The sequence below is a fragment of the Acinetobacter sp. BIGb0196 genome (assembly GCF_011759595.1).
Classification (GTDB): domain Bacteria; phylum Pseudomonadota; class Gammaproteobacteria; order Pseudomonadales; family Moraxellaceae; genus Acinetobacter; species Acinetobacter guillouiae.
Window position 1 is genome coordinate 746702 of record NZ_JAAOZA010000002.1, and the last position, 24679, is coordinate 771380.

A 24679-nucleotide genomic window follows, 5' to 3' on the forward strand; every position below is an offset into this window, starting at 1 on the left:
TCTTTGAATCTGGTTAATACATAAAGCTGAAAATATGTATTGTATATCTATAAGATGATTGATCTATGTTGTTGGTTTCAATGTCGGCAGGCTCAATAAAAACTCCGCATATTTGCGGAGTTTTTATTTAAAGATTTTACAAGAACTAACCTTTGATCATTTCTTCTAATGCATCCCAACGCTCCATTTTTTCAAGCATCAGTTCATCAATCTCGCCAAGTCGTTGTGACGCTTTGGTGGCTGCATCTGCATCAGTCACAAACCAAGAACCATCTGCAAGTTTTGCAGTCAGTTCAGCTTGTTCTTTTTCCAAAGCTTCAATTTCTGCAGGTAACTGTTCTAAAGCGCGTTGATCTTTATAACTCAATTTCACTTTTTTAACGGCTGGTTCAGCAGGTGTCGCAGCAGCTTCCGCTTTAGCAATGGCTTTTTTTACATCACTTTTCTGATCGACAACACGTTGATCTGGACGTTGTTCTAGATAGTCTTGATAGCCACCAATGTATTCATCGATATTGCCTTTACCATCAAATACCCAGGTTGATGTCACAACATTGTCCATAAATGCACGGTCATGGGAGATCAATAACAAAGTCCCTTTATAATCACTCAACATCTCTTCGAGTAATTCTAAAGTCACCATGTCTAAGTCATTGGTTGGCTCATCCATCACAATAAGGTTAGACGGTTTAAGCAATAACTTTGCCAAAAGGATACGGTTACGCTCACCACCTGAAAGTGCTTTTACTGGAGTACGCGCGCGTTCAGGCGAGAATAAAAAGTCTTGTAAATAGCTGTAGATATGACGGCGACCACCATTAACATCGACAAAGTCTGAGCCTTCAGACACGTTGGCCATTACTGATTTTTCAAGATCTAGCGCATTACGTAATTGGTCAAAATAAGCCACTTCAAGCTGTGTACCTGTTTTCACCGAACCGCCATGTTCAAGTTCACCTAAAATGGCTTTAATCAAGGTGGTTTTACCTACACCATTATCACCGACTAAACCAATACGGTCGCCACGCAGTACTAACGCAGAGAAATCTTTAATAATCGGTGCATTATCACCAAAAGCCACACTTAAGTGTTCAATATCAAAGACCAATTTACCTGAACGATTCGCCTCTTGAGTCGCCATGCTCACTTTACCTTGTTGTGAGCGACGTGCTTTAGATTGTTCACGTAAATCTTTTAATGCACGTACACGACCTTCGTTACGGGTACGACGTGCTTTGATCCCTTGACGAATCCAAGTTTCCTCTTCAGCCAAGCGTTTATCAAACAGCGCATTTTGCTTTTCTTCAGCTTCCATTTGCTGTGCTTTTAAGTCGAGATAGCGTGAGTAGTTACCTTCATAACTACGTAAAACACCACGATCCAACTCCACAATACGTGTCGCAATACTGTCAACAAAAGCACGGTCATGGGAAATAAATAACAGGGTGAGATTGTTTTGATCGAGTAAGAATTTCTCTAACCATTCAATACTTTCTACGTCCAAATGGTTGGTTGGTTCGTCAAGTAATAAAACGTCAGGTTGCGTCAACAATGCACGTGCTAAAAGTACACGGCGTTTACGCCCGCCTGATAAATCTGCTAAATCTGCTTCAGGATCTAAGCCCATTTTGCTCAAGATAGAATTTACTTTGGTTTCTAATGCCCAACCATCGAGCAAATCGAGCTTATGTTGTAGGTTGCCCATACGATCACAAGCTTCCATATCACCTAATACACAAGCATCGCTGGCTTCATGGTATTCTTTTAGGACGAGCGCAGCTTCTCCTGCACCTTCGGCAACAATATCGGCAACTTTGCCCGAATCCATCGGTACATCCTGAGCAAGCATAGAAATTGTAATACCATTTTGTAATGCAATTTCACCTTGATCAGGCAATAAACTTCCCTCAATCAGTTTGAGTAAAGTAGACTTACCTTCACCGTTACGACCAATCAGACAGACTCGTTCGCCTCGTTCTAAATTGAAGTTTGCGCCATCGAGCAGGGCAGGTCCACCAAACGCAAGTTGGACATCCCTTATAGTAATATAGGCCATACGGTTTCCTAAACATCCCACACTGAGGACTAAAAATGACTAAACATAAAAATATTGATGATCAGGCGTCATTTTCCGCACCCATAGAAGATTTGCAAGTCCGAATTGCATTTTTAGATGATTTAGTCGAACAATTAAATGATCAAGTGGCGCAACAAAGCTTGGAAATCGCTGATTTAAAAAAACAAATGCAGTTAATTTACCAACGTATAGAATCTGCTGATTTGTCAGAAGGTATTGCAGCATTTGACCCAATGACCAATCGTCCTCCGCATTATTGATGCAACGGATGTGAAATATGAGTGGCTGAGGTGTGCTGAATCAGGTGTAAATTCACACATAGCAGTGATATTGGCAAAGGATTTGCATAACGCAAGCGCTAAATTTGTGGGTTAAAATGGATTATGAACTTAAAAAACCTCGAAGCATTTTATTGGGTGGTGACCTTAAACAGTTTTAATAAAGCCGCAACAAAGCTTCACACGACACAGCCTGCAATTTCTCAAAAAATTACTGCGATTGAAAATGATCTCGGTTTTAAAGTGCTTGATCGCAGTTCTCGTCAAATCAAAGCCACGCATAAGGGCATGACCTTATTTAAATATGCTGAAAAGTTTATGCGACTGGAAACAGACTTGGTGGCTGAACTCACAGAAAGTCAGTATTTAACAGGAACGATTCGTTTGGGGGTTTCCGAAACGATTGTCCATACTTGGCTAGTGGAGTATATGGAGCAAGTCCAGCAAGAGTTTCCCAAAGTTTCCATCGAAATCGTGGTGAATTTAACTCCAGATTTACAAGAAGGTGTACGCATCGGTGATTTGGATATGGCGTTTTTACTGGGGCCAACTTTGCCTTTTGAATGTATAGAACGTTCATTGTGTGATTTTGAATTAAGCTTTCTGGCATCACCTTCATTTAAAGGTGGAATCGGGCAGATGTCATTGCGGACATTGATGTCGCATACCATTTTAACCTATCCAAGAATTACCTATCCTTATAAAGAGCTCAAAGCCAAAATGAAAGAACAAAAGATCGATGAACCACTATCTATCACAAGTTATTCATTGGTCACATTATTACGTTTAGCTGAACAAGGTTTAGGGATTGCAGTGGTACCTAAACTAACGGCAATCAAAGAAATTTTAGATGGGCGATTGGAAATTTTGGATACGCCAATCCAATTAAAGACATTCCACTTTACCGCAATCTATACACAAGGCAATAACACCGCATTAAAAGAAAAGTTGACGGATTTAGCGGTTTTAACTTCGGAAAATGCCATGAAAAAGCTGAATAATAAAATTAGATAATGAACAATAAAACGGCATTTTATGCAGCTTTGGTTTTGATTTAAAAATTGCAAAAATATGAAATATTGATAATGAGAACTTATAGAAAGTGATAAATATTCATTATTAAATGATTTTAAAAATAATAAAAATATATAAATTCAATATCTTATGTTTAATGAATTTTGGATAAAGTCTTATTGTGACTGACCTTCGCCTATGCTTTTATTTGAAATACAGATTTGGTTCAGCATAACCAGAAAATCTTAAAAGTTTAAAGGATTAAAGAATCTCGTATTTTAGAAAAATAGATGTTCTTTGTTTCACTTGAAATAGCGTTGATTAAGCTCAAATGGATGAGGAACGCCTACATGTCTTTATTGAAATCTTCTTTTTTGTCTGACCGTCAATGGGCAATTGTTGCATCTATCTTTATGATGGCAACGTCTGCGATGGGGCCAGGTTTTCTAACTCAAACCGCTGTATTTACAGTGAAATTAGGTGCTGCATTTGGCTTTGCAATCCTGGTTTCGATCATTATTGATTATGTTGTTCAGCAAAACATTTGGCGTGTGGTCACCTTAACGCAAATGCGCGCTTCTGATATTGCCAATAAAGCCTTACCGGGGAGTGGTTACTTACTCGCATTTCTGGTCATTTTAGGTGGGTTTTTCTTTAGTATCGGTAACATTGCGGGTGCTGCACTGGGCTTAAATGCACTCTTTGGGTTGGATACCAAGGTCGGCGGCGTGCTGAGTGGTGCTTTGGCAATTCTGATTTTTGCTTCCAGAAAAGCCACTCTGGCGATGGACAAGAGCATGATTATTTTGGGGTTGCTCAAAATCGTTTTGATCGTGATCGTTGCATTCATTGTCATGCCACCAGTGGGGCAAGCCGTTCAACAAACTTTTGCACCTGATCAAATTGATTTCGCCATCATTACAACTATTGTTGGCGGTACCGTAGGTGGTTATATCTGCTATGCGGGCGCACATCGTTTATTGGACAAAGGTGCGGTTGGACCAGAGAATATTGATGAAGTGGCCAGAGCCGCAACCAAAGGTATTGTGGTGGTCGGGATCATGCGTTATGTATTGTTCTTGGCATTCTTAGGGGTTGTGGTCAGTGGTGCAAATATTGATTTAGCAAGTCACGATGCCAACCCAGCTGCGCAAGCATTCCAATATGCTGCGGGTACATTTGGTTTTAAACTGTTTGGTTTGATTTTTTGGGCAGCGGGAATCAGTAGCACAATTGGTGCAGCCTATACCTCTGTTTCATTTATGTCCGCATTTAAACAGAACTTAACCACTAAACATACCAACTACCTCACCATTAGCTTTATTTCTTTAGCCCTGTTGCTTTACGTGATTCTAGGTGCAACACCTGCGGGCTTACTGATCTTTGTGGGTGGTTTTAATGGTTTGGTATTACCAATTGGTTTAACGATTTTTGTCTACGTTGCGGCATGTCGTAAAGACATGATGGGTAATTATAATTATCCAAAATGGTTGCTGGTTTTGGGTGTATTAACCTGCTTACTCACATGGTGGATGGGTTATATGTCATTCACGACGGTATTTAATTACCTCACCAAGCTCTAATCAACTTCACACTCAATTGAAAAGGAATGATCACAATGTATGTCGATTTAAATAGTGACTTGGGTGAAAGTTTTGGCTCGTGGAAAATGGGCAATGATGAGCAAATTTTACCTGTTGTCAGTAGCGCCAATATTGCCTGTGGCTTTCATGCAGGTGACCCGTTGGGAATATTGAAGACGCTTCAACAAGCAGTGAAATTAGATGTCACGATTGGTGCGCATGTTTCCTACCCAGATTTGGTTGGTTTTGGTCGCCGTAATATGGATTTGTCTCAAGACGAGCTGATCGCGGATGTGCTCTATCAAATTTCGGCGCTTGACGGTTTGGCAAAAGTTGCTGGTTCAAAAGTGCAATATGTCAAGCCGCATGGGGCGTTGTATAACACCATTGCCAAAGATTCTGTACAAGCCGAAGCCGTGATTGAAGCTATTAAAATGTATAACCCTGCATTGGTACTGGTTGCTTTGGCTGGGTCAAATTTGGTTGCACAAGCACGTCAGGCAGGTCTAAAAGTGGTTTCAGAAGCCTTTGCTGATCGTGCTTATAACCGCGATGGCTCACTGGTTTCACGCCGTTTGGAAGGTGCTGTTTTGCATGATGCTGAGTTTGTGGCAAAACGTGTGGTTGCGATGTTGAAAAATGGTGGGGTTGAGTCAATTGATGGCGTATTTACCCCAATTCAAGCTGATACGATTTGTTTGCATGGTGATACCGCAGGTGCACTAGAAATGTCCGCAGCGATTAAAGCTGAGCTGTTAACAAACGACATTCAAGTTCGTTCATTTTGTGCATAAAACAATAAGGACAAGACACATGTTTAAAGAGATTAAAGTCGATCTAGCTCAGCTAAAAGCTGCATTGGATGCGCGACAACAAATTCGTGCAGGTTTTGATCAACCTACAGCAGGAATGGCTGCTGGGATGACGCAAGTGAATATGATTTCTGTACCTAAAGACTGGGCATATGATTTCTTGTTGTACGCACAGCGTAATCCGCAAAGCTGTCCTGTATTAGATGTTTTGGAAGAAGGCGTATACCACTCTCGATTGGCTACTGACTCAGACATTCGTACTGATTTTCCACGATATCGTGTTTGGAAAGACGGTGAAATGGTCGATGAGCTCACTGATGCGAGTGAGCTTTATAACGCGCATCCTGATTTAGTGACCTTTTTAATTGGCTGTAGTTTCTCCTTTGAAACAGCTTTGCAAGAAGCGGGGATTGAAGTGCGTCATATCCATGACAAGACCAATGTACCGATGTATTTGAGTAATATCGAATGCCTTTCTGCTGGACGTATTTCAGGAAATATGGTGGTTTCTATGCGCCCCATTCCTGCCCATCAAATAGCTGAGGCTGTAAAAATTACGGCACGTATGCCGAGTGTTCATGGTGCTCCCGTACATATTGGTCATCCTGAAAGTTTGGGCATACGCGACATCAATCAGCCAGATTTTGGTGATGCCTCACGTATTGAACAGGGTGAAATTCCAGTATTTTGGGCATGTGGTGTAACGCCTCAAGCTGCAATCATGAACTCGAAAATCCCATTTGCCATTAGCCATGCACCAGGACATATGTTGATTACAGACATACCTGATCGTGCATGGATGCGTTAAGACAAGAAAGGATCAGTAAATGCGATTTTTATCGGTAAATTCCGACAGTTTCTTGATTGAACTTTCTAGTTTAGAAGAAACTTTGGCGTTATACAGTAAATTGCAAAATTTACACTTGAATGGAATCAAAGATTTAATTCCTGCTGCAAAAACAATTTTGATTTGTTTTAACGAAATCAAGACTGACTTTAAAACCTTGAGTGTTTTGATTGGTACTTTAAAGCTTGATTCAGGCTTTGATCGAAATACGCAGGAAGTGATTATTCCGATTCGTTACGATGGTGAAGATTTAGCACAAGTGGCGGAACTTCAAGGCCTCTCTATAGCCGATCTGATATTAAAACATCATCAAAGCACTTGGGACGTTGCGTTTATTGGCTTTGCTCCAGGTTTTGCTTATATGAGTAGCCTTGATCAGCCCTTTACAGATATTCCTCGTCTAAAAACACCACGTAAAAAAATTCCATCAGGTTCACTTGGGCTTGCTGGGCAATACTCGGGTATCTACCCAAAAGATAGTCCGGGTGGCTGGCAATTGATTGGAACAACGTCAGAAAAAATGTGGGATTTGGAGCGTCAAAATCCTGCGCTTTTACGACCAGGAATGCGGGTGCATTTTGAGGATGTAACCCATCATCCTGTATCTGTGGATGTGCCCAAGCAAATCACGCCACGACAAGATTTAATTTTAAAACACCCCCTATTCAAAATCACGGCATCTGGCTTGCAAGTTTCGATTCAAGATGAAGGCCGTTTTCAGCACAGCAATATCGGTGTGGGTACAGCAGGGGCGATGGATGTCGCTTCGATGCATTGTGCCAATCGAATCGTGGGGAATCCAACGGATACGCCTGTGATTGAGGTGCTAAATGGCGGTTTAAAAGCAGTCATGCAAAATTCAGCTGTCATTAGCGTGGCAGGTGCAATTTCCAATATCCATGTGAAATTTGCAGATGGTCAAAAAGCAGATTTTGACAGCTATCAGGCGATTGCACTGGATGAGGGAGATGAATTTCAAATTCAAACGCCGAGCGCAGGGTTACGCAATTATCTTGCGGTTCGTGGTGGTTTGGATATTCAACCCATTTTAAATAGCTGTTCTTTTGACAGTTTAGCCATTCTTGGTCCAGCCCCTTTAAAAACGGGTGATGTCATTTACCAAGGTCAAGTCGTCCCATCCAATATCAGCATCAACGAAGTGCCAAAATCCAATCTCCCGTCCCTTGGCGATACGATTGAACTTGATATTGTGATGGGACCTCGAACGGATTGGTTTGAGCAAAGCAGTATTGAAAAATTGTGCAATCAAGCATGGTTAGTCACCAATGAAAGTAATCGAGTGGGATTACGTTTATCTGGGAAAGCGCCCTTAACACGTAAGATTTGCCATGAATTGGAAAGCGAAGGCACATGTATTGGTGCTTTGCAGATTCCACCCAATGGTCAACCTGTATTGTTTATGAATGATCACCCATTAACAGGTGGTTATCCTGTGATTGCTTCTGTTGCCAAGCATCATTGGGATTTGGTGGCACAAATACCTGCGGATTGCCATATCAAATTTAGAAAAATCGCCGAATTTGTAGATATCGAGAACTAAGATGAACCAGCAAAAATATGTAAATGAAAAATTATTGATTGCCAATCGTGGTGAAATTGCTGTGCGTATTATCCATGCTTGTCGTGATATGGGCATTGCTTCTGTGGCAATGTATGCAGATGACGATATCGGCAGTTTACATGTCGAACTTGCAGATGAAGCATGGGGGTTGGTTGGCGCAACCGCAAAAGAAACCTATTTAAATATTGATGCCATTATTGATATTGCTAAAAAATCAAAAGCCACCATGGTGCATCCTGGTTATGGTTTTTTATCGGAACGGGCTGAATTTGCACAAGCTGTGATTGATGCAGGCTTGAAGTGGGTAGGCCCATCTCCTGAAGCAATTACCAAGTTGGGTGATAAAATTGAAGCACGTAAAATCGCTGCTTCAGTGGGTGCTCCTTTGGTACAAGGCACACAAGACCCATTGAATAATGCAGATGAGGCTTTAGCCTTTGCAAAACAATATGGCTTGCCTATTGCAATTAAAGCGGCATTTGGTGGTGGTGGTCGTGGTTTAAAAGTGGTTTGGAAGCTTGAAGAAGTGAAAGAACTCTATGACTCTGCTGTCCGTGAAGCAAAAGCGGCCTTTGGTCGTGGCGAATGCTTTGTTGAGCAGTACTTAGACAATCCTCGTCATGTGGAAGCGCAAGTGATTGCCGACTTGCATGGGAATGTGGTGGTCTTAGGTACGCGCGATTGTTCTTTACAGCGCCGCAATCAAAAATTAGTTGAGGAATCTCCAGCACCATTTATCAGTGATGAGATTTACCAAGAGATTTTAACTTCAGCAAAAAATATTTGTCAGGCTGCTCAGTATGTTGGAGCAGGGACAGTCGAGTATTTATTGAGCCAAAACGGGACGCTATCATTTTTAGAAGTCAATACGCGGTTGCAAGTTGAACATCCCGTGACCGAAGAAACAGCACGAGTTGATTTGGTGGTTGAGCAAATTCAGGTGGCTTTGGGCGAAGAATTATCGATCAAAGAAACCCCTAAAGCACAAGGTCATGCCATTGAGTTTCGTATCAATGCAGAAGACCCTAGTCGTGGTTTTATTCCAGCATTTGGTACACTAAGTTTATTTGAAGCACCTTTCGGTCATGGTGTGCGTGTCGATACTGGCGTGCGCACAGGTTCTCTGGTTTCCAGCCATTTCGATTCTTTAATGGCAAAGCTGATTGTGACGGGGGAAACGCGTGAAATCGCAATACGCCGCGCAAAACGCGCTTTAAAGCAGTTTAAAATTGAGGGGGTGGCTTCAGTTTTAGATTTTCATCGTGCCGTGCTGAATGAACCTGATTTTACCGACGAATTTAAAGTCCATACGCGCTGGATTGAAAATGACTTTAAACAAGACTTAAAATCAACTCGACGTGCGATTCCTCAGCATCAACAAACGATGGTTTTAAGCTATATCGAAATTGATGGGAAATTACACCGTCTAGGCCTACCTGCAGGAATGTTTGCTCAAGGTACAGTTCAGGTGGAGCAACAACCAGTGCAAAGCACAGAGTTAGCACTTCAACCTGAGCACTTACAAGCGCCTATTAACGGGGCCATCATTGCATGGAAAGTCCAAACCGGAGAGCAAGTGAGTGCAGGGCAAGTTGTGGCAATTATGGAAGCCATGAAAATGGAAGTTCAAGTTTTGGCACATCAAAGTGGTCAAATTGAATTGCTGAAAGAAGTCGGGAGCACGTGTCAGGCTGATCAAGTGATTGCAACCATCCAATAATATTTATCTTTAAAATCTAAAACTTATACATTTAAGTCAGATGGAATTGGGAATTTAGGATTAAATTTCCAATTTTATTTGACCTTTTGTTGAAAGCTGGTTGTAATGCTTGCCACTGTTCAGTAGCAAACTTTTTGACCATGCCGAATAAAGCTGTTCTTCTCGATCTTGAAAATAATATGCCTACAGCCAAAATGCTGCGGGAGATTATTGAACATTACCCAACACTTTATCTTTTCAATTGTACGGGACAATTCCAGTACTCACTGGAAGATTTAACTGAATTTTCAAGCTGGGTGAGCAGTGGTCAAGTGGTGATTTTAGAAGTACCGAATGCATCTGAAAAAGAATATGAATATGCAGTTGTGGTGGGGCAATTATTGGCATTATTAGAGCCAGAGATACAGATTGAGGTCATTTCTGCGATGCCAAGTTGTTCCTTATTGTTGGATCTGATGCGTAGTGCTGATCTAGCGTGTAGTTTTATTCAAGTCGAATCAACGTTGGAACGTCAACGCAACAAGTACTCGATACCTAGTCTACAAACCATTCAAAATAAGCCGTATTTGCAAATGGTTAAAAAGTATTGCGATGCCTTGGGAGAGATGACAGGCAAACCGAATACCATTGAAAAATTAAAGAATTCTATTGTGAATATTTTACAAGTTGTGCCAGAAAAAGCTCAGCATCTGGTCGGCATGTTAATCAATTTAAAAATTGTCAAACGCTTTGATGATCAGGTGGCTTATCGTAAAAAAGTCTTGAAACAATGGACAAGTCTTGACATCGACAAGCCTGTTTTAGCACACCCAGTTGAGACTGAATCCGCAGCACAACCCAATATCAAACTTGAAAAAATTGATCAAATTTTAGAAAAATTACGTGTTGATTCAGATCAGGTGTTACAGGAAATGGATCAGCAAGACTCTGTGGGTGCAGTACATCAGGTTTTGTTTAAAAACTTTGCAAAAATAGATCCAGTGCAAATTGAAGTTATTCATAAATTGAATAATTTAAAAACCGATAAACCTAAAGATATTTATGAGTTGCGTGATTTATTGGAGCAAATGTTTCCAAAATCTGATATCCGTTTATTGCTTAAAGAATTGATTGAAAAAGGCTATATTTATTGGAATGGTCATGAAGTTGTTTATAGCCATGAAATGTATTTAAATTAGGGCGATTTTTAAGCTGCTCAGAGCAATATAAAAAAGCACTTAGATTTGAATATTTAGCGCTTTTTTATTAAGCCATACACTATAGTTTTATAACTTTGCTTATGCTTATAAATTTGCTACGCCACCATCGACCAAGAGTTCGCTACCGACAATAAATTTAGCTTCATCAGAAGCAAGATAAATAAAGGCATTGGCAATTTCGACTGGATCCGCCAACCTTTGAATTGGCACAAGATTTTCAATACTGGCTTTGAGCTGTTCAACTTCAGCGGGTGTATTCGCAACTTTGTTGAGGGCAGGGGTTAAGGTTGGTCCTGGTGAAAGTAAGTTAAATCGTATTTGCTGGGCTAAAAGTTCTCTAGATAAGGTCTTAACCAAAGAACGCAAGGCGATTTTTGAGGCAGCATAAACGCTACTTTTCTCTAAGGCGATATGAATACTGGTCGAACCACATAAAATGACTGAAGCATGGGGCTTGATCATTGGAAGTAAGCGTTGTATCAGGAAAAATGGACCTTTTACATTGGTATCGAAAATCGCATCGAATTGTTCAACGGTCCATTGTCCAAATGCTTCATGGCTAACATTGCCTGCATTGATATAAATCACATCGAATTTAATGGATAATTCTTGCATTTTCTCAATAAAATGATCTTGTGATACTAAGCTTGAGTGATCACATTGGATGCCCAAACTTTGGCTGCCGAATTGTGCTTGTGTCAGTACAATTTGATCTGGATTTCGGCCAGTAAACACAACAAAAGCACCTTCTTCTATTGCACGTTGTGCTGCTGCAAAACCGATTCCACTGGTTGCGCCAGTAATTAAAACCGTTTTATTCTTTAATCGCATGTTTTTCACTAAAATGTCTACAAACTCTTATATTGTGAAAATTTATTTGTCAAAGTAAGTACTTACCAATTGGTGACTTAGTCGTTGTTTGGTTTGAAATAGACTAAACTCAAAGGCTATAAAATGTAGCTTTATGTAAGGTAGAAAAATGACGACACTGCAATATGAGCAAAATTGTTCGATTATGCGATTTGTTGGATTATTTTCGGGAAAATGGGTATTGCCAATTGTCTATCATCTTATTGAAGCAAAACATCCTGTTCGATTTAGCCAATTACAAAAGGCTTTAGCGCCGATTCCACAAAAAGAGTTGTCGAAACATTTAAAACTGCTGGAGCAACACCAACTTATAACCAAGCAGATTTACCCAGAAGTACCGCCTAGAGTGGAATATCAAATTACCGAATTAGGACAAACGCTGCAAAGCGCTATTCAGTCATTGGGAAGCTGGATGGAGCTTTATGAAAAAAATATAAATGAAAAATAAGAAATTAAACTGACCTCAAAATCAGTAATTGGCGGTAATTTTAATTTTAAACTTGCGTTTTATATTCAGCTTATGCAACTCTAATATAGGAATTAAAAGGTGAACTATGGAACACACTGGTCTTTGGGTTGCGCTCGTTATTATTGTTTTTGTATTGGGCTCAATTTTTGGCTTACGCGTAAGCCCTAGAGAAAAAGCATTAGGTTTAATGCGAGAGAAAGCACGCAAGATGGGCTTACACCCACGTTTAGTGGCTGCACCAGAGTGGACGAAAATCCCGATGGCAACAGAGTCTCGTGCGAGTATGGTGGCTTATTATAGTGTACTGATTCCAGATGCACGCTTAGCTTTGATGCGCGCCCGTGTAGAAGAGCAAAAGCTTCAAGTGGTCCTCGGTGATGAGAAATTTAAAGATTTTCCCATTGCATTAAAAGGGATTTATGCTATTGATATGCAGGCCAACTGTGTAGGGCTTTATTGGGATGAAGAATCTGACCTCAGAGCAACACAGCTTGATGATATGAAGGCATATTTACTTAAATTGGCTGAAATTTAACTTAATAATAGGAACAGTGGTTTATTATGGCGAACGCTCCTCGGTCCACATCCAAAAGCACAACAGCAAATTCTCCTGATGCTGGGAAAAAACGTGCATTAGTGATTGTGGAGTCGCCTGCAAAAGCGAAAACGATTAATAAATATTTAGGCTCAAATTACATTGTGAAGTCTTCGGTAGGTCATGTTCGTGATTTACCTACAGGTGGTTCAAGTAAATCGGCAGAAAAAAAGCCTGCAACGCGTACCAAGTTGACGGATGAACAGAAGGCTGAAAAAGCACAATCCGCTTTAGTCAATCGTATGGGTGTCGATCCTGAGCATGGTTGGAAAGCCAAATATGAAGTGCTTCCAGGCAAAGAACATGTGGTCGCTGAACTCAAAAAACTAGCCAAAGATGCAGATGAAATCTATCTCGCAACGGATTTGGATAGAGAAGGAGAAGCGATTGCATGGCATTTAAGAGAAGTGATTGGTGGTGATGATAGCCGTTACCATCGTGTGGTCTTTAACGAGATTACCAAAAATGCCATTCAAGAAGCATTTAAACAACCTACACGTCTAGATTTAAACCGTGTGAATGCGCAACAGGCTCGTCGTTTTCTCGACCGTGTGGTGGGCTTCATGGTTTCACCACTACTGTGGGAAAAGATTGCACGTGGCCTCTCTGCAGGGCGTGTACAGTCGGTTGCAGTAAAATTGGTGGTCGAGCGTGAGCGTGAGATTCGTGCCTTTATTCCTGAAGAATACTGGCAAGTTTTTGCAGACACTCATTCTGCAAAAGATGAAATTCGTTTAGAAGCAGTCAAACAAGGCGGCAAAACATTAAAATTACAAAATAAAGCGCAAACAGATGCTTTATTGAACATTTTAAAAGATGCTGAATATAAAGTTGCAACACGTGAAGATAAGCCAACGAAGGTCAATCCAAGTGCGCCTTATATCACTTCAACCTTGCAACAAGCTGCAAGTACTCGTTTAGGTTTCTCTGTAAAGAAAACCATGATGCTTGCACAGCGTTTATATGAAGCTGGTTTTATTACTTATATGCGTACTGACTCAACATTCTTGAGTGATGATGCTGTCAGTATGGTGCGTAATCATATTGAAACTGAATTTGGTGCGAAGTACTTACCTGCTAAAGCAAATCGTTATGGGAATAAAGCCAATGCGCAAGAAGCCCATGAAGCGATTCGTCCTTCCAATGTTGCCTTAAAAGGCGATAGTTTGGCGGGTGTTGAGCGTGATGCACAACGTTTATATGATTTGATCTGGCGTCAATTTGTTGCATGTCAAATGACTCCAGCAGAGTATTTATCCTCAACGATTTTGGTTGATGCGAATGGTGTAGAACTCAAAGCCAAAGGTCGTACTTTAGTTTTTGATGGTTTTACCAAAGTGCGTGGTCAGAACAAGTCTGATGATGATGTTTTATTACCTGCAGTCAAAGTGGGTGAAATTCTCAAACTTGAGAAACTTGATCCTTCTCAACACTTTACTAAACCACCTGCACGTTTTACTGAAGCATCTTTAGTAAAAGAGTTGGAAAAACGTGGAATCGGTCGTCCATCGACTTATGCTGCGATTATTTCGACGATTCAAGATCGTGGTTATGTCAAACTCGACAATCGCCGTCTTTTTGCAGAGAAGATGGGTGAAATTGTTACCGATCGTCTAGACGAGAATTTTAATAACCTGATGAATTATGCATTTACTGCAGATTTGGAAGGTCAATTGGATAAAGTTGCAGATGGTGAACGTAATTGGAAAGAGCTGTTAGATAGTTTCTACGGTGATTTTAAAAAGCGTTTAACCACAGCACAGGGCGAAAACGGCATGCGCCGTAATCAACCTGTAGAAGTTGAAGCTGTTCACTGTAAAGAATGTGAACGCCCGATGCAGATTCGTACAGGGACGACGGGTGTATTCCTTGGTTGTTCTGGTTATAACTTGCCACCAAAAGAACGCTGTAAAGGGACATTGAATTTAACACCAGTTGAGTCGTTGGCTATACTTTCTGATGATGACAGTGCTGAAACTGCTGACTTAATGTCGAAAAAACGTTGTCCAGTATGTGGTACTGCAATGGACAGCTATGTGATTGATGGTGGTCGCAAGTTACATATTTGTGGAAATAACCCGGATTGTGATGGTTACGAGCTGGAAGAAGGCGAGTTCAAAATCAAGGGTTATGATGGTCCAACCATTCCATGTGATAAATGTGATGGCGAGATGCAGTTGAAAACGGGTCGTTTTGGTCCATATTTCGCTTGTATGAGTTGTGACAATACCCGTAAAGTTTTGAAAAATGGTCAGCCAGCGCCACCTCGTGTCGACCCAATCAAAATGGAACATTTACGTTCAGTCAAACATGATGATTACTTTGTTCTACGTGATGGAGCAGCGGGTTTATTCTTGGCGGCAAGCAAATTCCCTAAAGTACGCGAAACACGTGCACCGAAGGTTGCGGAGTTACGTTCAGTTGCAGATCAACTTGATCCTAAGTATCAGTTCATCTTGCAAGCACCTGATCAAGATCCAGATGGTAATCCAACATTGGTTAAGTTTAGCCGTAAAAACCAAGCGCAATATATTGGTTCAGAAACCCCAGAAGGTAAACAAACCAAATGGTCTTTGGTCTACCAAGATGGGAAATGGGTAGAAGCTTAATCCATAAATATTTAAAAATGCTGGCCTAGGTCAGCATTTTTATTGCGATTAAAAATTGAGAATATATTCAATGTGGAAAAAGATTCGAGTTGGTATTTTACTGGTCATTCTGCTGATTGTTGCAGTGAACGCATGGCGTGATATGAATCAAGATTGGAGCAAGCCAATCGTTGTTTTATTACATCCAATCAATGCAGATGGTCAACGCTCCACAGCAGCCTATATTCAGCAAATCTCAACAGATGATCTTGAGGAAATTGAACATTATTTAGGTTTGCAGTCTCAAGCATTTCGTGGGCAACCGATTTCGTTTCATTTTCAGCTTGGACGGGAATTAAATACCTTGCCACCTAAGTTCCCAGAATCAGGTCGTATCTTGGATACAGTTTTGTGGAGCTTAAAATTTAGATTTTATGCATGGAAACAGCATCAAGGCGAAGATGGCTCACCATCAGTGACCCTGTATTTAAATTATTATGATCCCAAGTTGCAGAAAGTATTGAAACACTCTACTGCATTGGAACGTGGGCGTATTGGTTCTGTGAATCTATTTGCATCGCCGAAGCAAAGTTCGAGTAATAAAGTCGTTCTTGTACATGAGTTACTGCATACCTTTGGTGCAAAAGACAAATATGATTTTACAACAGGGCAGCCTCTCTATCCGACAGGCTATGCCAATCCTGAACAACAACCACGTTATCCACAACAGCGTGCAGAAATTATGGGAGGCTATATTGCGCTTTCAGAAAGCAAAAGTAAGACACCTGAAGATCTAGAAGATACCATGATCAGTCGACTCACTGCACAAGAAATGGGTTGGGTGAAGTAGTGTATAGAGCTGTGCTGTTTATCGCTTAGATTCTGCTCAAACAAAGCTTTATTCTGGTATAGATGCAGATTTTATACAGACAAACACCTGAATTAGATCAACAATAAAATGAATGAATAACAACCAAGAGAAGAATTATGCGTACTGTAGGAAATGATTTAGTTCGTCATCAACTCCATGAAAACCGTAAATGGTATCTTCTGCTTGGAGCTTTATTGGTGATCTTTGGATTAGTGCTATTGGCTTCACTGGGTATGGCAACATTGACGGTTGTTGCATTGTTTGGTGCTTTAATGATGATTGGTGGGGTTTTACACCTGATTGCAGCATTTAAAATTTTTGATGGTGGCTTCCGCTGGCTTTGGGCGTTGTTTGGTGTGTTGTATATCGCAGCGGGTTATTATGCATTTAAATCTCCGATTACCACTGCAGTGGTATTAACCAATTTACTGGCAATTGCTTTATTGATTGGCGGTTTTATTCGTATTTTTAATGCATTTATGTTGAAACCAATGTCTGGATGGGGTTGGACATTATTTTCAGGGCTTTTAACCTTGGCAACAGGTGCAATTATTCTAGCATCACCAGACTCTCCTTTTTGGGTACTCGGATTATTTTTAGGTGTGGATATTTTATTCCAAGGAGTCAACTATCTCACCTTTGCTGCAGCAATTAAACAAATCCCACCCGCGAGCCATTAAGGTTTTACTTAATGTTTGAAATCATAGGTGCATTTAACAAAACGCCTGATCAATGACATCAGGCGTTTTGCATTTTGGCGTAAATATTTATGCAACTAGAGCAGTATTCAGTTAAATCTTATCTCAATTAACATTTCTGAAAAGCAAGGTGTTACCTAGATAAATGATTTAAGTGTTGAAACTTAGCTTATTTCGCGACTTTATACTGGCTGGAAATGGCGATACGGTTCCATGTGTTGATCACAATCGCAACCCATTCAATCGCCGTGATTTCATCACTGGATAAATGCTGTGCAGCTTGTTCATAAGCGCTATCTGGAAAATGTTGATTGGCAATTAAAGTAATCTCTTCAATTAAAATTAAAGCCGCACGTTCTTTTTCAGTAAAGTATTCACTTTCACGCCAAGCACTAATCAACGCAATACGATCAGTTGACTCACCCGCTTTAATTGCATCTTGGGTATGCATACGAACACAGAAAGCACATTGGTTAATTTGCGAAGCTCTTAATTTGAGTAAATGAGAGAATCCAACATCAAGCCCAGCTTGCTGAACTTTTTGCATAGATAAATTTTCAAGTTCGATGACCGTTTTATATAGTTCTGGGGCGGTCTTACTAAGGTTTACACGTTGCATAGTTGTCATTTCTTTAGTCTTAATTATGAATTTATTAGTTTATCTATACTCGAAAAATCGTTATGTTAATTTTTGAATCTCACCAAAATGCATTTGCTCATGTCTAAAGTTTTTGTTCTTGCGCCTGACTCATTTAAAGAAAGTATAACAGCCGAACAAGCTTGTTTTGCAATGCAACGTGGCATTGAAAAAGTCATTGCTGATGCACAGTTTATTCATGTACCTATGGCAGATGGTGGTGAGGGAACAGTCGATGCTTTGGTCGCTGCACGAAGTGGTCGTAAAGTATATGTTGAGGTCACTGGTCCATTGGCTCAGCAACGAATATCGACCTATTGGGGATTAATTGATGACGGTCAAACAGCTGTTATAGAAATGGCGCTGGCAAACGGTATTCATCTGATCGAGAAGTCTCAACGCAATCCTTTAATTACATCAACTCTGGGTACAGGGGAAATGATCAAAGCCGCTTTGGATTTGGGTGTTGGTAAAATCATTATTGGTCTGGGTGGTAGTGTTACCAATGATGCTGGTGCCGGGATGGCACAGGCTTTAGGGGCAAAATTTTTAGATGAAAACAACCACCCTGTAGAAGTGGGTGGTGGGCAGCTTCAGCAGATCAAAAGCATTGATATTTCACAACTCGATGCGCGTTTAAAAGCGACTGAGATTATTATTGCCAGTGATGTAAACAATCCGTTATGTGGTCCAAATGGTGCTTCTTTTATTTTTGCGCCACAGAAAGGAGCAACTGCTGAGATGGTTGGGATCTTAGATCAAAACCTTGATCATTTTGCTGCGTTGGTGAAACAACAATTGAATGTTGATGTTGCAAATGTACAGGGTGCTGGTGCTGCAGGCGGTTTGGGTTTCGGACTTATGGCTTTTACAGGAGCAAAAATACGCTCTGGTGTAGAAATTGTGATTAAAGAAACCCAACTTGAGGAAAAAATTGCACAAGCGGATTATGTGTTTACTGGTGAGGGCGGTATTGATTTTCAAACCAAGTTTGGCAAAACGCCTTTTGGGGTGGCGCAAGTTGCCAAGCAGTTGAATAAACCTGTGATTGCTTTTGCAGGGCATATCGGTGAAGGCGTCGATGAGCTTTATGCAGAAGGCTTTAGTGCAATTTTTGGAATAGTTGATGGTGCATGTGATTTAGCAACAGCATTAAAGCATGGTGAGCAAAATTTAGAACGCTGTTGTGAGAGTGTGGCACGGTTGTTAAGATTATAGGGTTGTTTTTATTATCGAAGCTCTCCTTTAATCTCTGCTATGGGTGATAAATTTTATTGTCTTGAATTTTTCTTCATTGGTATGTCCTGATTTAAGCGTCAATTCACGACTTGATTCTTGGGTTAAAATGCATAATTTCACTATAGCTCTGCTAAACTAGCAGCCATCCATAAAATGATGAGTGAAAATGAGTTTAGCCAACCTGATTGATGAATTAAACCCTCAACAAAAACAAGCTGCTACGACTGAAACAAAACATAGTCTAGTTCTTGCTGGGGCAGGTTGTGGCAAAACCAAAACCATTGTGGCACGAGCTGCATATCTCATTGATCAAGGCATTCCTGCCAATCAAATCCAAATTTTGACATTTACCCGCCGTTCTGCCAGCGAGATTGTGGCGCGGGTAGAGCTTGCTTTAGGTGATCAGGCCAAAGGGTTACGCGCATCTACATTTCATACCTTTTGCATGTATTTACTCAGACGCGTGCCAAAAGCTTTTGGATTAGATCAATTTTCGATCATAGATCGTGATGATCAATTGATGTTGTTCCGTTTGATTCGTGGAAAGGATGATAAAAAGAATCCCAACGCCTTACCTAAACCACAACAGCTTTGTGATTTATATTCCTTTGCACGCAATACTCGGCAAAAACTAAGTTTGGCTTTAGAAAAGCAACTGCCTGAGTTTTTAGACGATAAAGAGCAAATCGCTGAAATCATGAAAGAGTACGAAATCCGTAAGCGGGCACGTAGTTTTCTAGATTACGATGATATTCTCGCCGTGGTTGCATCTGCTTTGGCGCAGTCCGATGGTTTAGCGGATTATGTTGCGGGCTTATGCCAGTACATGCTAGTTGATGAAATGCAAGATACCAATCCTTTGCAGTGGGCAATTCTTGAACCATTAAAAGATAAAACATCACTGTTCTGCGTGGGGGACGATGCACAGTCGATTTATGGTTTTCGTGGTGCGGATTTTGAAAATATCCACCATTTTAAAGAGCGTGTGCCAGATGCAGAGATTTTCAAATTAGAAAAAAATTATCGTTCTACTCAAGAAATTTTAGATTTTTCCAACTGGTTACTCGATCAAAGTTCGATTCATTACGATAAAAAACTGGAAGCTTATCGTGGTGATGGTATTAAACCGCGAATGCATGTTTTTCCAAATGAGTTTGATGAAGCAAAATGGATCGCGATCGACATCAAAGAGCGGCATTTATTGGAAGGTTCAGCTTGGCATGACCATATGGTGTTGGTGCGCTCAGCCTTTGCGGCAAGACATATTGAGGCTGCTTTTATCCAAGCCATTGTTCCCTACCGATTTATTGGAGGGATGAAGTTGCTTGAAACAGCGCATGTCAAAGACTTATTGAGTTTATTGCGTGTTATTGCTAACCCATTGGATGATATTGCGTGGATGCGGTTTTTAACCTTATGGAATGGCGTGGGCGACGTCGGTGCGAGTAAGCTGGCGCAACAGCTCTTACTGGATGCAGATATTGAGAAAATTACAGAAAAATTAGAGAAGTTTGGGCGCATTCCTGACAATACATTGCTGATCATGAAGCAAATGAGTGTATTAAAAACCGAAGTTGAAGCCTGTGTAAAACTCGGTGTAGAGGCTATTCTTAACCAACTTGAAGAAAACTATGCCAAAAAAGATTGGCATAAACGAGTGGGTGATTTTGATCTGGTCAAGCAACTGGCGTCTAAACATACCCAACTGAGCGAGTTCTTAGAAGAATATGTACTTGACCCTGTTTCAATCAGTGAAATTGAGCGTCAGTCGCAAGATGATGTGGTGACTTTAATTACCATCCATTCTGCTAAAGGTACAGAACAAAAGGTTTGCTATGTGGCAAATGTCTCTGCTGGACAGTACCCAAATGCACGTGCACAAGGCAATTTCGATGAAGTTGAAGAAGAGCGCCGTGTACTTTATGTGGCTTTAACACGCGCACAAAATGAACTTATTCTAACCAAACAAAATTTAAGTTTTTGGGCACATACGCAAACAGATGAACAAGGGCGTAAGATTGAAAGTTATTTTCTCAATGATTTAACTCGAAATTTATGTAGCACAGAAACTCACTATAGACAGCGAGAGCAAACTGTAAAAAGTGCCCTAATCGAGCGTCGGGCGATTAATTTAGATTTTGGTATAGATCTAGATTAAACTATAGCAATCGTTTTTCATTCAAAAAGTAGGTAGGCGAGTGCTTTTTGATGTTTTTTGCCTCGTTTATATTTTAAGGTTGTGAGATGAAAATTTTAGTTCGTAATTTAGAACGTACTGTAACTGAAGCTGAATTGTTAGAGTTATTTAAGCAATACGGTACAGTAGATACTTGTACTTTAGTACTCGATGCGGCAACGGGTAAATCAAAAGGTTTTGCTTTTGTTGAAATGCCACACGGTAGAGAAGCAGTTAAAGCGATTAAAGGTTTAAATACCTTGCGCTTACATGGTCATGGAATTCGTGTAAAAGCAGCGGAAGATAAGCCAGAAGCATAATTGGCAGATAGTCTAAGGAGCATTTATTGCTCCTTTTTTATTTTAGTATTTAAATAATCTCGTCAAATCATGATAAAAATAAAAGCTTAAATTGATATTTTTGAAAAAAAAGAGCGCTATCTATTTTATTGACATACAACATGGATAAAATTCATTGTGATTTTTGTTCAATAAAGATTAAGCTAAGACTGTAACGAATGCCAAAATCTTAGGGAACTTCCATGTCACGTGTAGCTCGCTTTCATGCAGACCGTACCAATCAAAAACTTTATTTTGCTCGTCTTGCATGTATGCAGGGAGAACAAACTGAAAATGTTCAACAAGCTCAAGCACATCGTGAAGCAGCAGTATTTCATTTACATGGCGCGGTTTTAGCATTTCTGCAAGAGTTGGTACGTTATTACCGTTTAAATGATTTTTCCCCAACCTTAAAGTCAATCGAAGAAAATATGGCGGCTAAAGGACAAGTCTCACCAGAAGTTTTAGTGATGCAGAAATTAGCCAAAGAAGGATTTATTGCTGAACTCAAAAGAGCGTATCGACTTTGTCAATATGCACCTGAACCAAGTGCGCCAGAACCAGAGGATGAAACATCATCAAACTTAATTATCAAAGTGACGCAAACACCACAAGCTTGGTTGCCTGATACAAAGATTTTAAGAGAGTGGCACCGAGATTTATCGCAACTTATTGATGGTTTTCGTAATGAAATGGTTGAATTCTGATCTTTTTGATCAGATATACTTGAAATTTTGTTTTAAATGACTATATAAAATATCTACAAGATGCAAAGTGCATTCAGCACCTTGCCCCATGTTGAGCATGGAGGATTTATGTCTATCGAACAGTTAAAAGAGTTATTTGGAAATCAGGAAGCTATTTTGGAGTTGGTACAGCTCGAAAGTGGGGAGCTGGCACTGCGTAATGCAGGTTCTGAAAAAGAGCCATTGGTCACTATTCAATTTAATGAAGAAGTGAAAGCACTACTGGGTGATCAAACGCCAGCGATTGCGCAACAGATGATTCAGGCTGCATTATTTGCGTTACTTGAAAAACAGGCAGATGAATGGCACGCTGAAGTTGTTGATGAGCAACCAAAATTTATGAGCTAGTGATTTCATTTATTCTAGAATAAATACAATAAACGCACTTTCGAGTGCGTTTTTCTTTGTATGCAAATAACCTGACATACGCAAATGGCATCAAATTCTAGAAGTTCTAAATCTCTGCTTAGATGGGGTGGCGATCCCCCATCCAACATGGTTATCGATACCATTACATAATGAAGCACCACGACTTTCCAAGGTCTACAAAGAACAGTCGTGTGGTTTTAGCTGCGTTTTAAAGATGAGCCGAATTCAATGTGTTGGTTCATGATGATGAGCAATTTGGATCTGGTTTAAAATATGATTACTCATGTTTTTCGCCATTTCTTCTTTTGCATAATAGACTTCACCAACATTATCTTTACGGATCACTTCAGCCTCTTCTTTATTTTCAGCACAAACTAACACTTGAATCTCAGGATTAAGTAGCTTGGCTGTATCGACAATTTTATGAATATCTACAATATCCATCGGTGAAATCACCAATAGCCGTGCATGTTGGATATGGGCTTGAATCAAAACACTGGGTTCTGTTGCTCGACCAGAAACCGCAGCGATGCCTTTTTCACGCAAATTCTCTACAATTTCGCGGTTCTCTTCAGCGATGACCACTTTGATGCCATCATCCATCAATGTTTTGGTAATACGACGTCCGACTTCACCATGACCAACAATCACCACTTGATCACGTAAATATGCTTGATCAACTTCATCTGGAAGCATTGCCAATGGATCACCGCTACGCTCAAGTAAGCGCGCCAAATGCGAACGTTCACGGATCCAGTTTTGCACAGGTTCGATCGCAGAAAATAGAAATGAATTGAGGGTGATAGAAAATAAAGCACCCGCTAAGATTAAGTTTTGCGCTTCAGGGCTAAGTAATCCCAGTGACAAGCCTAAGGTTGCCAGAATAAAGGAGAACTCTCCAATTTGTGCCAAACTGGCGCCCACTGTTAATGCTGTATTGATGGGATAACGGAAAAATAACACCAATGCCATCGCTGCCAGCGTCTTACCAATCATAATAATGGCAATGACTGCTAAAATATGCAGAGGCTGTTCCACAATAATACGTGGATCAAATAACATCCCGACAGAAACGAAGAACAAAATCGAGAAAATTTCGCGTAAAGGTAAGGTTTCTTCTTCTGCACGATGACTAAAATCTGATTCTTTAACCACCATTCCGGCAAAGAACGCTCCAAGTGCCATAGAAACGCCGAAGATTGCGTATGAGCCATAAGCGATTGAAACTGCCGCTGCGACTACGGTTAAAGTAAAAAGCTCTCTAGAGCCTAAACGTGCCACATATTGCATAATCATTGGCACAAGGCGTTTCCCAATGATGAGCATAAAGGCGATAAAACCAGTTACTTTTAATAGGGTGATGCCGAGTGTTAACCAAATGTTTTGATCAGATTCATGTCCTGCAATAGGATGTCCGCCTAAAATTACCGCTGTTGCAGGCAGTAGAACCAAGACTAAAACCATGACCAGATCTTCGACCAGCAACCAGCCAACGGCAATCTTACCATTCACCGAGTTAAGTAGCCCTTTGTCACCTAATGCTTTGAGTAAAACCACCGTACTTGCACAGGATAAACTTAAGCCAAAGACCAGTGCAGAACCAAAGCTCCAGCCCCAAAAGATGGAAACTGCCATACCCAGTAAGGTCGCAACCGCGATTTGTAAAATTGCACCAGGGAGGGCAATTTTTCGGACTTGCATTAAATCGTTGAGGGAAAAATGCATTCCGACACCGAACATCAAGAACATGACGCCTAATTCAGCAAGCTGATTGGCCAGCGCGATGTCTGCAACAACACCTGGGGTATTGGGGCTGATGATAATTCCCGCAATTAAATAACCAATCAAAGGTGGCAGGCGTAATCGTGCAGCGATATAGCCAAAGATCAGGGCTATACCAAAACCAACTGCAAGTAAAATAATCAGATCTACATCATGAGGCACTAAATACTCCTTAAATCTTCAGGAGAA

Annotated in this window: 21 protein-coding genes and 1 pseudogene; 18 read left to right on the forward strand and 4 right to left on the reverse strand. The window is 40.5% G+C overall.

Going from position 1 to position 24679, the window contains the following annotated elements; all coding sequences use genetic code 11:
* Positions 1-145: 145 nt before the first annotated feature.
* Positions 146-2056, reverse strand: a complete 1911-nt coding sequence (locus FHR28_RS16305) for an ATP-binding cassette domain-containing protein (protein ID WP_004718049.1) — start codon at positions 2054-2056, stop codon at positions 146-148.
* A gap of 35 nt (positions 2057-2091) precedes the next feature.
* Here FHR28_RS16305 and FHR28_RS16310 point away from each other — a divergent pair, with 35 nt between their 5' ends.
* From FHR28_RS16310 to FHR28_RS16345, 8 genes and pseudogenes are all read left to right on the forward strand, one after another.
* A complete protein-coding gene (locus FHR28_RS16310) occupies positions 2092-2337 on the forward strand; it encodes a SlyX family protein (protein WP_004718047.1) in 246 nt (81 codons plus the stop codon).
* Positions 2338-2460: 123 nt separating this feature from the next.
* On the forward strand, positions 2461-3369 hold the full coding sequence (gene mumR / locus FHR28_RS16315) for a LysR family transcriptional regulator MumR (protein WP_004718045.1): 909 nt from the start codon (positions 2461-2463) through the stop codon (positions 3367-3369).
* A 331-nt stretch (positions 3370-3700) separates the two neighbouring features.
* Positions 3701-4952: pseudogene (locus FHR28_RS16320) on the forward strand (NRAMP family divalent metal transporter).
* Between the two features lie 35 nt (positions 4953-4987).
* Positions 4988-5746 (forward strand): LamB/YcsF family protein, encoded by a 759-nt coding sequence (locus FHR28_RS16325; protein ID WP_004718041.1) that lies wholly within the window; start codon positions 4988-4990, stop codon positions 5744-5746.
* Positions 5747-5765: 19 nt separating this feature from the next.
* Positions 5766-6572, forward strand: coding sequence for a putative hydro-lyase (locus FHR28_RS16330; protein WP_166783076.1), 807 nt, complete (start codon positions 5766-5768; stop codon positions 6570-6572).
* Between the two features lie 19 nt (positions 6573-6591).
* Complete coding sequence (locus FHR28_RS16335; protein ID WP_166783077.1) at positions 6592-8172, forward strand: urea amidolyase family protein; 1581 nt, start codon at positions 6592-6594, stop codon at positions 8170-8172.
* Position 8173: 1 nt separating this feature from the next.
* Positions 8174-9913, forward strand: a complete 1740-nt coding sequence (locus tag FHR28_RS16340; protein ID WP_154130141.1) for an acetyl/propionyl/methylcrotonyl-CoA carboxylase subunit alpha — start codon at positions 8174-8176, stop codon at positions 9911-9913.
* Between the two features lie 140 nt (positions 9914-10053).
* Complete coding sequence (locus FHR28_RS16345) at positions 10054-11091, forward strand: hypothetical protein (protein WP_166783078.1); 1038 nt, start codon at positions 10054-10056, stop codon at positions 11089-11091.
* Positions 11092-11196: 105 nt separating this feature from the next.
* On the opposite strand, the gene FHR28_RS16350 is transcribed toward FHR28_RS16345, so the two are convergent.
* The gene (locus tag FHR28_RS16350; protein WP_166783079.1) at positions 11197-11943 is read right to left on the reverse strand and encodes an SDR family oxidoreductase; all 747 of its coding nucleotides are present in this window, start codon (positions 11941-11943) and stop codon (positions 11197-11199) included.
* A gap of 148 nt (positions 11944-12091) precedes the next feature.
* On the opposite strand from FHR28_RS16350, the gene FHR28_RS16355 reads away from it, so the two are divergent.
* From FHR28_RS16355 to FHR28_RS16375, 5 genes are all read left to right on the forward strand, one after another.
* Positions 12092-12430: a winged helix-turn-helix transcriptional regulator gene (locus FHR28_RS16355; RefSeq protein ID WP_105713962.1), complete on the forward strand. Its 339-nt coding sequence runs from the start codon at positions 12092-12094 to the stop codon at positions 12428-12430.
* A 106-nt stretch (positions 12431-12536) separates the two neighbouring features.
* Positions 12537-12986, forward strand: coding sequence for an ammonium transporter (locus FHR28_RS16360; protein ID WP_004718027.1), 450 nt, complete (start codon positions 12537-12539; stop codon positions 12984-12986).
* A gap of 26 nt (positions 12987-13012) precedes the next feature.
* The gene (topA, locus tag FHR28_RS16365; RefSeq protein ID WP_166783080.1) at positions 13013-15655 is read left to right on the forward strand and encodes a type I DNA topoisomerase; all 2643 of its coding nucleotides are present in this window, start codon (positions 13013-13015) and stop codon (positions 15653-15655) included.
* 70 nt (positions 15656-15725) lie between these two features.
* Positions 15726-16484: a hypothetical protein gene (locus FHR28_RS16370; RefSeq protein ID WP_166783081.1), complete on the forward strand. Its 759-nt coding sequence runs from the start codon at positions 15726-15728 to the stop codon at positions 16482-16484.
* A gap of 137 nt (positions 16485-16621) precedes the next feature.
* Positions 16622-17185 (forward strand): HdeD family acid-resistance protein, encoded by a 564-nt coding sequence (locus FHR28_RS16375; RefSeq protein ID WP_004718021.1) that lies wholly within the window; start codon positions 16622-16624, stop codon positions 17183-17185.
* A gap of 187 nt (positions 17186-17372) precedes the next feature.
* Here the strand turns inward: FHR28_RS16375 and FHR28_RS16380 are convergent, their stop codons facing one another.
* Positions 17373-17822, reverse strand: a complete 450-nt coding sequence (locus FHR28_RS16380) for a carboxymuconolactone decarboxylase family protein (protein ID WP_016539260.1) — start codon at positions 17820-17822, stop codon at positions 17373-17375.
* A gap of 99 nt (positions 17823-17921) precedes the next feature.
* Here FHR28_RS16380 and FHR28_RS16385 point away from each other — a divergent pair, with 99 nt between their 5' ends.
* From FHR28_RS16385 to FHR28_RS16405, 5 genes are all read left to right on the forward strand, one after another.
* Positions 17922-19058, forward strand: coding sequence for a glycerate kinase (locus tag FHR28_RS16385; protein WP_166783082.1), 1137 nt, complete (start codon positions 17922-17924; stop codon positions 19056-19058).
* Positions 19059-19245: 187 nt separating this feature from the next.
* A complete protein-coding gene (locus tag FHR28_RS16390) occupies positions 19246-21237 on the forward strand; it encodes an ATP-dependent helicase (RefSeq protein WP_166783083.1) in 1992 nt (663 codons plus the stop codon).
* An 86-nt stretch (positions 21238-21323) separates the two neighbouring features.
* Complete coding sequence (locus FHR28_RS16395) at positions 21324-21575, forward strand: RNA recognition motif domain-containing protein (RefSeq protein ID WP_004718014.1); 252 nt, start codon at positions 21324-21326, stop codon at positions 21573-21575.
* Positions 21576-21796: 221 nt separating this feature from the next.
* Positions 21797-22300, forward strand: coding sequence for a DUF6586 family protein (locus tag FHR28_RS16400; RefSeq protein ID WP_004718012.1), 504 nt, complete (start codon positions 21797-21799; stop codon positions 22298-22300).
* Between the two features lie 108 nt (positions 22301-22408).
* Positions 22409-22687 carry a hypothetical protein gene (locus FHR28_RS16405; protein ID WP_004718010.1) on the forward strand — a complete coding sequence of 93 codons (279 nt, stop codon included), beginning with the start codon at positions 22409-22411 and terminating at the stop codon, positions 22685-22687.
* A 246-nt stretch (positions 22688-22933) separates the two neighbouring features.
* Here FHR28_RS16405 and FHR28_RS16410 read toward each other — a convergent pair whose 3' ends face one another.
* Positions 22934-24652, reverse strand: coding sequence for a cation:proton antiporter (locus FHR28_RS16410; protein ID WP_166783084.1), 1719 nt, complete (start codon positions 24650-24652; stop codon positions 22934-22936).
* Between the last annotated feature and the right edge of the window lie 27 nt (positions 24653-24679).